10 protein-coding genes are annotated in these 13,140 nt (G+C 46.5%); all 10 read right to left on the bottom strand.

Annotation, left to right across the window (positions count from 1 at the left end; all coding sequences use genetic code 11):
• Nucleotides 1–7: 7 nt before the first annotated feature.
• On the bottom strand, nt 8–1,522 hold the full coding sequence (gene atpA, locus KQJ23_RS03615) for a F0F1 ATP synthase subunit alpha (protein ID WP_216477303.1): 1,515 nt from the start codon (nt 1,520–1,522) through the stop codon (nt 8–10).
• Between the two features lie 15 nt (nt 1,523–1,537).
• Nucleotides 1,538–2,086, bottom strand: coding sequence for a F0F1 ATP synthase subunit delta (locus KQJ23_RS03610; RefSeq protein ID WP_216477302.1), 549 nt, complete (start codon nt 2,084–2,086; stop codon nt 1,538–1,540).
• Nucleotides 2,083–2,574 (bottom strand): F0F1 ATP synthase subunit B, encoded by a 492-nt coding sequence (gene atpF, locus KQJ23_RS03605; RefSeq protein WP_216477301.1) that lies wholly within the window; start codon nt 2,572–2,574, stop codon nt 2,083–2,085. Before atpF ends, KQJ23_RS03610 begins: the two co-directional genes overlap by 4 nt.
• A 146-nt stretch (nt 2,575–2,720) precedes the next feature.
• The gene (gene atpE / locus KQJ23_RS03600) at nt 2,721–2,933 is read right to left on the bottom strand and encodes a F0F1 ATP synthase subunit C (RefSeq protein ID WP_044481062.1); all 213 of its coding nucleotides are present in this window, start codon (nt 2,931–2,933) and stop codon (nt 2,721–2,723) included.
• Nucleotides 2,934–3,025: 92 nt separating this feature from the next.
• Entirely contained in the window at nt 3,026–3,796 is a 771-nt protein-coding gene (gene atpB, locus KQJ23_RS03595) for a F0F1 ATP synthase subunit A (RefSeq protein ID WP_216477300.1), read from the bottom strand.
• 34 nt (nt 3,797–3,830) lie between these two features.
• Nucleotides 3,831–4,208, bottom strand: a complete 378-nt coding sequence (locus tag KQJ23_RS03590; RefSeq protein ID WP_216477299.1) for an ATP synthase subunit I — start codon at nt 4,206–4,208, stop codon at nt 3,831–3,833.
• A 379-nt stretch (nt 4,209–4,587) separates the two neighbouring features.
• Nucleotides 4,588–5,742, bottom strand: a complete 1,155-nt coding sequence (gene wecB, locus KQJ23_RS03585; protein ID WP_283571147.1) for a non-hydrolyzing UDP-N-acetylglucosamine 2-epimerase — start codon at nt 5,740–5,742, stop codon at nt 4,588–4,590.
• 34 nt (nt 5,743–5,776) lie between these two features.
• Entirely contained in the window at nt 5,777–6,406 is a 630-nt protein-coding gene (gene upp / locus KQJ23_RS03580; protein WP_216477297.1) for a uracil phosphoribosyltransferase, read from the bottom strand.
• Between the two features lie 268 nt (nt 6,407–6,674).
• A complete protein-coding gene (locus KQJ23_RS03575) occupies nt 6,675–11,828 on the bottom strand; it encodes an S-layer homology domain-containing protein (RefSeq protein WP_216477296.1) in 5,154 nt (1,717 codons plus the stop codon).
• A 73-nt stretch (nt 11,829–11,901) separates the two neighbouring features.
• Nucleotides 11,902–13,134 (bottom strand): ABC transporter substrate-binding protein, encoded by a 1,233-nt coding sequence (locus tag KQJ23_RS03570; RefSeq protein WP_249529493.1) that lies wholly within the window; start codon nt 13,132–13,134, stop codon nt 11,902–11,904.
• Nucleotides 13,135–13,140: the final 6 nt, after the last annotated feature.

Genomic DNA, 13,140 nt, shown 5'->3' with positions numbered 1-13,140 from the left:
GCCTGTATTATACAGAGGCTGCAAAGCCTTTTTTGAATTTTTCAATAACTTCCTTCAGCTTCGCTTCATTATCCGCAGTCAAATCCTTGGTATCACGGATCGATTGGAGAACTTCATCATGTTGATTCTTCACGAAGGTGAGGAACTCGGCTTCAAAACGGCGCACGTCTTTCAGCGCGATATCATCAAGATAGCCCTTAACTGCCGTGTACAAGCTCACAACCTGCTCTTCGACAGCCAGCGGCTGGTTGACGCCTTGCTTCAGGATTTCCATCATCCGGGAGCCGCGGGTCAGACGGGCTTGCGTCGACTTATCGAGGTCGGAACCGAATTGAGAGAACGCTTGAAGCTCACGATATTGGGCAAGATCAAGACGGAGCGTACCGGCAACCTTCTTCATTGCCTTAATCTGAGCGGAGCCGCCTACCCGGGATACGGAAATACCGACGTTGACCGCCGGACGTTGACCGGAATAGAAGAGATCGGACTCCAGGAAGATTTGTCCGTCCGTGATCGAGATTACGTTCGTTGGGATATAGGCCGAGACGTCCGAAGCCTGGGTTTCGATAAATGGAAGCGCGGTGATCGAGCCGCCGCCCAATTCATCACTAAGCTTCGCTGCACGTTCCAGCAAACGGGAATGCAGATAGAATACGTCGCCCGGGTATGCTTCACGGCCCGGAGGACGACGGAGCAGCAGGGACAATTCCCGATATGCAGCAGCTTGCTTGGTCAAGTCATCATAAATGATGAGGACATGCTCGCCTTTATACATAAAGTATTCGGCCATAGCTACGCCGGCGTAAGGAGCGATGTACAAGAGCGGCGAAGGCTCCGATGCGGCAGCCGTCACGACAATCGTGTAATCGAGCGCGCCATGACGACGCAATGTCTCTACTACGTTAACAACGGTGGATTGTTTTTGTCCGATTGCGACATAAATACATTTTACGCCATTGCCTTTTTGGTTGATGATTGTATCGATTGCAATTGCAGTTTTACCGGTTTGACGGTCACCGATAATGAGCTCGCGTTGGCCGCGGCCAATCGGAACCATCGAGTCAATCGCTTTGATCCCGGTCTGCATCGGCTCATGAACCGATTTACGTTCGATAACGCCAGGAGCATTATTCTCTACAGGACGGAATTCAGTTGTTGCAATCGGGCCTTTGCCATCCACCGGTTGACCCAATGGATTAACAACGCGGCCGAGCAGGGCTTCACCTACGGGAACCTGCATAATTTGCCCCGTACGTTTCACTTGGTCACCTTCACGGATTCCGCTGTATGGGCCCAAGATAACGACACCTACATTACTTTCTTCCAGGTTCAACGCAAGGCCAAACACGCCATTATCAAACTCAAGAAGCTCGTTTGCCATGGCGTTTTCAAGTCCGTGGACACGGGCAATCCCGTCACCAACGTGGATAACGGTGCCGACTTCGGCCACTTCAATTTCGGATTTATACTGTTCGATCTGACTTTTAATCAGTGTACTGATCTCTTCAGGTTTGATACTCAAGTGTTTCACCCCTATCTACAGTGCTTGTCTTCGAAAAGACTTTTCAAGCCGTTCAAGCTTGCCGGACAAACTTCCATCATACAGCGTATCGCCAATTCTTACCTTGATGCCGCCAAGCAGGCTTTTATCGACGATGTTTTGAATTCGAACCTTCTTATTAACCAATTGTCCAAATTCGGAAGCCACCGTCGCCTGCTCTTGCTCACTAAGCGGATAGACACTGGTTACAAGTGCATTCACTTGCCCCAGCTTCTCTCCGGCGATCTTGGTATAGCTGAACAATAGCTCCGGCAAAATCTCAATTCTGCCACGGTCAATGAGCAATTTGGCGAGCGAAATGACTGTCTGGGACAATCTGCCTTCCAGTCCACTGCGAATGACATCCCATTTAACTTTCGAAGAGATCTTCGGACTAAGGATGAATTGCTCAATTTCAAGATCCTCATGCAAGATATGCACAAGAGCCTGAAGCTCTTGCTCCATTTCGAGCGTGCGTTGATCCTGGTCGGCAATTTCATATAGCGCCTTCGCATATCTTCCGGCAACTACCGTCTCCCGACTCATGATCTGCTACCTACTTCTTTAAGATATTGCCCAATCAGCTTCTCTTGCTCGGCTGGATTGCTCTCAACCTCGCGTTCAATCAGCTTGGAAGCAATGTTTACCGAGAATGCGCCAATCTCGCCACGGAGGGCTTCGACGGCTTTCGTTCTTTCACTCTCAATATCCCGTACTGCTTCTTCTTTAAGCCTTGTAGCATCCTGCTTAGCTTGATCGAGCAAATCATGTGCTTGCTTACTGCTATTCGACTTTGCCAGCTCGATGATTTCAAAGGCATCTTGGCGAGCCTGCTTCAGAGCTTCCTTCTGTTCTTCAACATACACTGTAGCCTGTTCTCTGGTCTGCTTCGCTTCTTCCAACTGATTCTGCACCAGCTCACGGCGTTTCTCCATTACTGCAAACAATTTGCCGAAAGCGAACTTATTCAGCAGCCAGTATAAAACCCCAAATGCAAGAATGGTAATTAAAATATTCTCCCACAGGATAGTCACCGATGTCACTCCTTTCCGATAGCTGCAACATTGCATTCCTTATACATAGAATGACTGCGATTCCATTCGATCATGATCATTCTATAACTTTAAAAACGAAGGCGCGGATGGCATCGGCCCTCCCCGCCAAACAAAATTCGAATTTATTAAGAGAACATAATCAGGAACGCAATAACTGTTGCTGCCAACGGAACGACTTCGACGATACCTACGCCGACAAACATCGTGGTTTGAAGCTTGCTTGCCGCTTCCGGCTGACGTGCGATAGATTCAACTGTACTCTTTACAATCATACCGTTACCAATTGCCGCGCCAAGCGCACCCAAACCTACTGCCAAAGCTGCTGCCATAAATGTCATTCTAATTTCCTCCTTAAGGTATGTTCTTCATTATTTTTGATATAATAGACCTCTTGAAGATTGACCATACAATGGCCGCTTCTTGAGTGTTATCAATGACTCTCGCCTTCTTCGTGAATCGTCATCTGTCCGATATAGACCATCGTTAGAATCGTAAAGATGTATGCCTGCAAGGCACCTACAAAAATACTAAAGCCCTGCCATGCCGCCATAAAAGGTATCCCAGCAAAACCTAACTTCAAAATTACAGTAATTAGCACTTCACCGGCAAAAATGTTGGCGTACAGCCGGATCGCAAGTGCAATTGGCTTCGCCAGATTTTCAATGATGTTTAGCGGAAGCAAAATAGGAAAAGGCTCAACGTAGTGTTTAAGGTAATGCTTGCGGTTATTCTTTAACCCAAGGAAGTTCATCAGGATAAACACAACGAGTGCAAGTCCAGCTGTAACAGAAACATCAGCCGTCGGAGACTTCCACCAGAGAATTTCAGCATGATCTCCATGCCCCAGCGTTCTCGTTGCTTCAATTATATGTCCGAAAATTGTCTCAGGCTGATGAGCTTCTGTAATAATCCCCATCGGCAGACCGAGCAGGTTAGACACTAATATGAATAAAATCAACGTTAATCCAAGAGATACGTATGGTTTCCCTTTTTTCATATCCATTGTGCTTCCAATGATTCCTTGAACAAATTCCACAACCCATTCCATGAAATTCTGAAGCTTTCCTGGATTTTCTACAGACAATCTTCTTGTTGCTATTACGCATAGCAGAAACACAATGGCTCCACTTACAAATAACATCAAAACTGCGGAGAGATCCAGATTGAATCCGCCAAGTTTAATAATGGGCGCGTCATGCATATGTCAATATTCACCCCTTTCCTCTCTTCAGCTATCAAGACTTGTTGCGGAGTCCGATTACTATTCCTGCAGGCAAGGTTAGTATAAGCGGCGTAAACAACCCTATAATTGTAGACACAATCGAGAAATGCTCGAATCGCACCGCAAACATTACCGCTACCAGTACCAGGCACACTCTAGTAAGAAATCCGAAACTGTATCGCTTCTGCTGCTCGCTGACGACAAGATTCACCAAGCCTCGCACCTTTGCAGACAGGAAACGGACATACACCAAACCAAAGGTAAGACCCAAGATGAGGCCGCCAAAAATCAGCCTATACATCGGGAGAAAGGCCCACCCGATCAGCATGGCCGATAATATCAGCAATGTCACGCGGGTTACGGCCGTGACGATGGAACTCAATTCATCCATTACGGTCCCCCATCAACCTGTAAATTAGAACAATAATATTAACCACGCCAAAGACTAATCCGGCGCTTGTCCCAACAGCAATCCAAGCCCTTGACACTTCAAAGTGTGCCACTATCCATTTTGAGACCCAAAAACCCGACATAATGTAGATTACTAGAAGTATACCAGCCCCACTTATGTAAGAGGCAATCACCCAGGGTTGAACTTCCTTATCAGATTTTCTCATTTCATGCAATCCCAACTTATTTTACTGAATGTGACGACTTTTTGTCAATGAAGACTCATGTTGGAAATCTCCTTGCAATAAAACGAAGAAAGCGCTAAACCGTACAGTATAACTGTATGCTAAGCGGGACTGAAACACAATTTATTGTTCTTATTAATTTGTGAACTTTCTGTGAAAACTTTCCGGACGTTCGTTTATAATTCCGAAATGGTGAAAAAGCGCATTGACAATTCTCTCGGAAGCCTTTCCATCACCGTACGGGTTAGCGGCCCGACTCATAGAATTATACAACTCATTGTCTTCAAGCAACGCCTTAGTCCGATCATAAACCATCTCCTCATCTGTGCCCACGAGCTCCAGTGTCCCCGCTTCGATCCCCTCCGGCCGTTCCGTTGTGTCACGAAGCACCAGCACGGGAACGCCAAAAGACGGCGCTTCTTCTTGTAAACCGCCGGAATCCGTAAGAATGAGGTGAGTATGCGGATAAAAATTGTGCAAATCCACCACATCTAAAGGCTCAATCAATTTAATACGGGGATGACTGCCCAAGGTTTCATAAGCCGGCTCTCTGACAGCAGGGCTTAGATGAACAGGATAGCAAATGGCCACATCATCAAATTCATCCGCAATCCGCTTAACGGCACGGAAAATATTCATATGCGGCTCTCCCTGCGACTCCCGCCGGTGTGCTGTCATGAGAATAAGTCGCTTACCCGCGGCCCATTCTAACACAGAATTGCTATAATTCGGCTTTACAGTATATTGAAACACATCTGTAACTGTATTGCCTGTGATAAAAATACTTGACTCCTGCTTATTCTCTCTTCTCAAATTCCCTGCAGACCAATCTGTCGGCGCAAAATGGATATCCGCAAGAATCCCGGTCAATTGTCGGTTCATCTCTTCGGGATAAGGGGACATTTTATTCCAGGTGCGCAAGCCCGCCTCTACATGGCCGACCTTGATTTGCTGCAGGAAGGCTGCGTAGCTTGCGAGAAATGTAGTCAATGTATCTCCGTGCACAAGCACAATATCCGGCTTGGCTTCACGCAGTACCTTCTCCAAGCCTTCAAGCACCCGCAGGGTAATCTCATTCAAGGTCTGATTCGGCTTCATGACATCCAGATCATAATCCGGCACCAGCTTGAACACTTCAAGCACCTGATCCAGCATCTCGCGGTGCTGCGCAGTAACGCATACCACAGATTCAATATGCTCCGGATGCTTCTGCAGCTCAAGAATCAACGGAGCCATCTTAATCGCTTCAGGGCGAACACCGAAGATCGTCATCACCTTAATCTTGGACAACATGATCCCCTCCTTTAATCAGCTTATCTGTCTGTTACTTGGTTCCATACAAGCGGTCCCCCGCATCGCCAAGACCAGGAATGATATATCCGTGTTCATTCAAATGATCATCCAGTGCCGCAACATAAATATCCACGTCCGGATGAACGTCGTGTACCGCCTTCACTCCCTCAGGAGCAGCGATCAGATTCATCATCTTGATCTGGGTACAGCCACGGTTCTTTAATGCCGTAATTGCAGCGATCGCAGACCCCCCTGTAGCCAGCATTGGATCGATCACGATCAACTCACGTTCCTGCACATCGGTCGGAAGCTTAATGTAGTATTCCACCGGCTGAAGCGTCTCCGGATCGCGGAACAATCCAACATGGCCAACCTTTGCCGCAGGAAGCAGCTTGAGGACGCCATCAAGCATTCCCAATCCCGCCCGCAGAATCGGAATCAGACCCAGCATACGCCCGGAAATCACCTTCGATTCGGCTTCAGCAACCGGCGTCTGCACTTTAATGGATTCAAGCGGAATTTCCCTTGTAATCTCATATGCCATCAAGGTTGCTACTTCATCCACTAGCTCACGAAAGTCCTTCGTGTTGGTTCGCATGTCGCGAATAAAAGTCAGTTTGTGTTGAATCAATGGGTGATCACATATCACCAATTTTCCCATGTAAAATCCCTCCGGTATAAGCTCATTGTTCACTTGCGGGCTTTCGCTCATTCTCGAGTGTTCCACAAATCCTGTTTATTATATCACTGTCTATTTCACAATTCCACGAACAGAGTCATCATACATAATTATGTCGTTTCTCCTCAGGCGGTATAATAATAGAAGCGAAAAGAAAGAAGAGGTGTTGCAGTTAACGCAACCCTCTTCTCGAGCAGTCAATTCATAGCTGAATTAATTAGGTATCCTCCAAGAATCAGCAGCCAAGTGATTAATTCCCAGCTTGATAATTATCCATTCTGAGAAGCAGAGTTACTGCTTCCGCCCGCGTTACTTGGTCGTTTGGAGCTAAACGGTTATTATCTTTACCTTCAATCAGGCCAACTTCATACAGAGCCGCAACATAAGCCGCTCCCCATGAAGGAACTTGATTCGAATCCGTGAAAGAGAGAGAAATATTTGTTTCGGCTTTCAAATTCAAGGCGCGTGCGACTATGGCCATTAACTCCATACGGGTTATTTTTCCGCCAGGACGGAAAGTACCATCTTCGTACCCGTTCGCAAATCCAGATTTGACCACGCTTACAATATATGGATTCGCCCATGCTGGAATATCAGCCGCATCCTTAAATGAAAGAGCTGCGTCCTCCTGCTGAAGGCCAAGCATGCGTCCCAGCATAACCATTAATTCGCTGCGCGTCACCGCGCCATTCGGACGGAGGGTCCCGTCTTCGTAGCCTTTGATCATTCCTAATTCCACCGCTGATGCAATAGCTTCACTTGCCCAATGGTTTGCAATATCCGTAAACTTCGGCTTAGTTGTAGTTCCTATATTGCCGTTATTATTACTTCCATTGTTGCCGCTGTTACTATTTCCGTTACTGTTGTTACCATTGCCGTTATTACCGTTATTGCTGCTGTTGCCGCTACCGCTATTTCCAGGATTCCCGGAATTTCCGTCAGCCTTTGTCTTCACGGTGACCACCGGTCCGTCATTGCTCCATAACCCATCCTTATCTTCCGCTTCAACGCGGAAGGTATAGGTAGTGTCTGCATGAAGCCCATTAAGTTCAACAGAAAGCCTATTTCCGTTCACTAGCATGGATTGAGTTCCCCAAGTTATCTTGTAATATATAAGATCGGTTTGACTCTCTGCAGGCGTCCAGTTCAGGACAACACTGTTTTGAGTAATTCGGCTTGCCATTAATTGACTACCTGCCGGCCAAACAGGTTGGCTGACCGATACCATTGGGACCGTCAGAACGAAAGCCTTCTGCACTTGTACCCCATCTTTTTCTAGAGTAGCCGTCAAAGTCACTTGGGTAGTTGTAGAAGGGCGTTTAACTATGCCCGTCTCAGAAATAATACCCGGTTCGCTGGAAGACCAAGTAATCACACTTCCATGTACCCCGACAGTTGGTAAATTTACGTTACGGGTTACGAGCGTTTCCGAATCTCCCGCAGCAAAACCGATCTCCAGCGCCTCCTTATCCAGCTCAATATCTGTAGGAGCAGGCAGATCAGCTAATACGATCGTAACCGAATCCGTGTTTAGCGGAACTGTAACGATCCCTTTCCCCTGATCAACGACACCATCGGAAACTTTCAGGATATTGTTCACCATGCTAGGCAGCTGGATGCTGAAGCTGGCGTTATCTTTACCCACTTTCGCCTGCTCCAAATGGCTTGTTAATGTAACAACAAGCTTGTTAGCTTGCTTTTCAATTTTGTAGCCTACTCTGCCACCTTGGAAGGCTGGATAATTCTGGACATCAGCCACTACATTATTATTTAATGCCGCGTTCTGAACCCATTCCTTAGGGATTCCACGGCCGATGATAATCTCGTATTTCTGATTCTGATCATAAATTCTCTCAGCAATTAATGAGTCTATCAACACCTTGGAGTTGACCGCCTGCCCCCACATATGCTGGGCTGATCCACCGCCTCCAGGCGTATTTTGGAGCCCGAGCTGCTCATTCGTAGCCACCCACGGACTGGATGCGTTAGGATAGGCAATACCTTCCCACCAACTGAACGGTCCACTCATGCTCTTCTCGATCATGAATTCGTATGCTTTGATTCCCATATCTCTATACTCTTCGCCGCGAAGCGCGGAGCTACCGTAACCGGCATTGTAAGCGCTGGAATAGAAACCATGCGGATAACCGCCAAAGTTATATGGCGAATCCGTCGTGTTCTCCCTGGTTCGTCTGTCGATACCATACGTATAAGTATCATCCATCATCGTCAAGTTGATATTATCCTCTGGCTGATCGGCACCATAACGATACCCGTCCCACAGCCATCTTCCGAACAGATACATAGAAGCCCAGTTACCGTCTCTGGAATCTCTCATCCGGTTCTTGTCGTTACTTTCCACGACAGATGCCGGTATATAATTGAGGCCGTTATCGGTAATTGTCTTTTGCAATTTCTCCGTGAATTTCGCCAGCAAATCGGCATGTTGAGCCTCGGCCCAATCTGCTTCTGCCAGGTAACCAGCATCCCCTTTGATCCGATAAAGCTCACGGGTAATGTACTCATAGGATACCAGCCCCATCAGAGCGGAATAATTGTCAATCGTCCAAAATCCTTCATCATCGATGGCATAGGTCTTTTTCATAATTCCACTGTCGCCCATGCGATCGGATTCAATACTTCTTGCTCCGATCTTGATTCTCTTGTCAAATACAGTTCCTTGCAAACCGTCATTTCCTGTCATCATTTTATCAAAAATGGATGCATCGCCCGTTTTGCTTAAATATACGGCATACGCCCAAGGAAGCTTCCAGTTGGCATCCCAATACTGGTCTGGATCCACTTCACCGGTCTCGATATTGATTCCACCAGTCAAAGGGATACTGTTCAAATAATCCTCAGCATAAGCAAAATCTCCGCTTTCAATTAATTGAACCAGGATTCCGATGGTGTCGTGGGAAAATAGTCTTGCATACCCGTTCTCCCCAACATGCAGATAGGTATCATCTTTAATAATCAAGGTGTAGATATAGCCCGCCTTATAGGCATTAACCAGTTCTTTGTTAGGCAGGTCAAGGTCAACAATAAATGAAAGCCTATTATCCCAGTACAACTTCATATCATTGTAGTTGTCGTCAAAATTACCTTGTGCAGCTACTTGCTCTCTGGTTAAAGAAGTAAAGACCGTTTTACCTTCGTCAAAATATTCATATTTATCACTTTCTATCGCATAATCGCGAGTCACGGTTTCACCAGGAGCTATCGTATACACTTGATTGGCCGCCTCATTTATAGGAATCAAATTGCTCGATACGACAGGCAGCAATCTGGTCTCCCGGGAATGATTCGTGACGGTCATTCTGGAATAGTTGATCACATAACCTTTTCCTTCAACAGTATGTTTATTGGCGAAGGACTCCATTTTATTTTCCATCTCATGCTTAGTAAATTCATTGATGAACGCCGGTAGGTAACCTTCTGCATTGTACCACTTGATATCCGAAGTATCCGTCACACCAAAAGTAACCATCTGTTTCGGAGCTACAGGTCCATGCTGATAATGACGATATCCTCCGATTTGATACGAACCATCAAGAAAAGCCAGCGAAGCATTTTTGTCTCCCTCATATCCAAATGCAGCTGTCATGTTCGGATGAACTTCATATTGATATTTGCCTTCTCCACGCAAAGATTCAAGTGAGTTTAACACTTTTGAATAAGCCATGATCCGCTCTTGTTCCGAAGCACCTGCAGCAAGGGCCATCGCTTCTTGAATGGCCGTATTCAATGCAGCCACCGAATTCGCCGTATAACCGGTCACAACTGCATCTCTAATAGAGATAATCTGTTCCGCAACTTCATCCAGCCCAACGTTCAGCACCAAATTGCTGATAGCCGAGCCTAACTGATTGAATGCCAAATTGAGGGTGTCCTGTTTAACATCCATATCATTCATAACATCCTCGGCTTGTGTCAAGGCTACCTCAACTTGGGACCAACTCACTCTATTGAATAGCTTGTTGTTATACTGTTCAACTTCATTCATGAGTGATAACAGATTGCTGCGATCCACATTACTCTTCTCAACAACCCGCAGCATTCCCGTGCCAAGGCCCGCTTCAGACTTGAAGGTTCCGGTCACCGTTTTGCCAAAAAACTCGTTTTGCGATTCGAAGCTTTTGTTCATGACCTGCCAGCGGTATTCACCAGAACCAAGAATTTGCTGTGATAAAACAACCGCATACCGCGTATTTTGAACGAGCTGATACTGGAGCGGTATCGTCGTTATTGCGCCGCTCACCACCTTATTCTGTGCCATGGACGTTTCGGTCAATGCCGCCCCTGTCGGCAGGCCTTGGCTATCCGTCGCATACAACTTAACCAGCATATCACTGACTGGCTCATTTGCTTTATTTACAACAACCTGTACAAATTCCATTTCAAAGTTTTCTTTAGCAGTAAACGTCTGGTATCTGTCTTGCTGGTCGCCCTTAGCGCCGAAAGTAAATTCTTTCGATCCGCTTCCCATGAAGTCAATCATAATATTGGTGTCTCTCTTTACAAGAGCAGCCTGTGCGGCTATCAACGTTTGGAGAGCGTTATCGACTTCCTGCTGTGTTGCATCAAGCTGATCAAGAATTACCTTAGCCTCTTCCCTTGCTGTTACGAAGGATTGCCACGAAGCCTCCGAGAACAGTCCCTGGGTCATATCCTTTACATTTCTATATTCATTGTGCAATGCGATTTTATCGACAACGTCAGCACTGCTTAAGGCCAAACCGGAAAACGTCATGTTCCCGTCTCTTATTCTTGCCTTTGTCATTCTCCCTTCCACTTTCAAGCTTACATTGGCAGGTATCGAGATCTGATATTTATAGATCTGCGAGGTACCGCCCGCACCAATTTTTCGTGTATCGAACAAAACATCGTCGCCATAAATGTGGATATCCGCATCGGCTTGCCATAACCCTATTGCGAATACGACCGTTGACTCCTGTGGCTGCGGTGCTACCGTAAAGTTCCAGCCTACATTGTTGAAGTCACCCGGATTCCGGCTTAAGCTTGGAAAAAAGATACCAAACCCGGTGTCTTTGTCGCCTTGCTCGTATCCAGTCATGCCATCTGTCCAGGAGTAAGACAAGTAATTGCCATCTCCGCCCCGGTCGATCTTCCCTTCGGTTCCCGTATCTCCATATACGTCAAAAGTGACTGAGCTGCCACCCGCTTTTTTTATTTGAATGACATTTTGCTGATTGTCTCCTTTAAGATGCAACCAGTCCACATTACCTACCTTGGATAGATCAAGCGCATACTCACCCTGAACCTGACCCTCAGTAACCTTCAATGCCTGTGAAGCATGAGCGGATTGAAACGGGCCCATCGACGTGACTACCAAACACATTAACATAACCATCGATGTTAATTTGGTAAACGTTTTTTTCATCGTCCTTCTTTCCTCCTTTTCGATTGTTAAAATATAGCTGGACTTCGGCTCTGCCAAAGTCCAGCCCAGAAAATTAATTTTCTCCGTATGTGGTTTGCAGCTCACTCAGAAGTTGTTCCACCGTCAATCCGTCTTTCTTAAAGATGATCTCCTCTACACCTTTCAACAGTGCGGCATGGAATGCTTTGGTTTGTTCTGGATAAGCAAACGGCATACCCGATTTTTCCATGTTGTCAAATACCGGTTTCAACTCCGGATTTTGCTCCAAATATTTCGGAAGCAATGCAGACACAGCTGGTGAGTACCCAACTACATCGATCGCGTTAATTTGTGCCTCATCCCTAAGCGCATATTTAATGACCGACATCGCCTCTTCTTTATGCTTACTGCCCGCTAAGATGGACAAGCCATGAGAATAAGCGCTTTGCGCTTCTACCGTGCCTTTAGGCATGGGCAACGCAATCATTTCCATACCCGGATTGGCTTCTTTCAAGTGACCGACATACCATGGGCCTGCCGTAGACATCGCGCCTTTTTCTTGACTGAATACCTCACCATCCCAAGGAGCCCCTACTTCAATCGGAGCAATCGCAACCTGATTTTTCAGGAACAAGTCTACAAAAAATTGAACCCCGGCCACGTTTTCTTTTGAATTAATAGTTTTGCCAAAACCCCAGTCTCCACCGAAGGCATGGACATATTGTGTGATATGGAAGGGATCAATGCTGCCGATAATCCCCTTAACATCCTCGGAAGTCATGGCTTTTGCTAACTCGACCACCTCATCCATCGTTTCCGGATGTTTTGTGATTCCCGATTTATCAAACATCGCTTTGTTAATGGCCAACATGGAAGTAGAAGAATCGTAAGGAATGCCATACAGTTTATTGTCGTCCGTCCAGCCTTTGTACAGTGAGCCGGTAATCCGGTCTTTCTCGAACCCGACTTGGTCTATCAGTTCATCCAGTGGAGCCAGAACGCCTTTTTTGATATATTCATAGTTTCCTTCATCAGACATGGCGATGATATCAGGACCTACCCCTGCGGCAATTGCAGATGGAACCGCTTTCCAAAATTCATCACTGGTTGGATACATTTGCATCTTAACTTTAATGTTGGGATATTCTTTTTCAAGGCCGTCCACCATGAACTCAAAGTTTTTTTGCTCGGATGCATTGGCCCAATAGGCCATCGTCACCTCAACAGTTTCCTTCTTTTCCTCGCTTGCTCCTCCAACGTTGCCCGAAGCGCTGTTGGCTGTGCTGTTTGCATTGTTGTTTGATCCGCACCCTGCTGCGGTAAGCATCAGCAA

The sequence above is a fragment of the Paenibacillus brevis genome (genome assembly GCF_018919145.1).
Classification (GTDB): Bacteria; Bacillota; Bacilli; order Paenibacillales; family Paenibacillaceae; genus Fontibacillus; species Fontibacillus brevis.
This window is presented reverse-complemented; position numbering and strand designations above follow the sequence as displayed.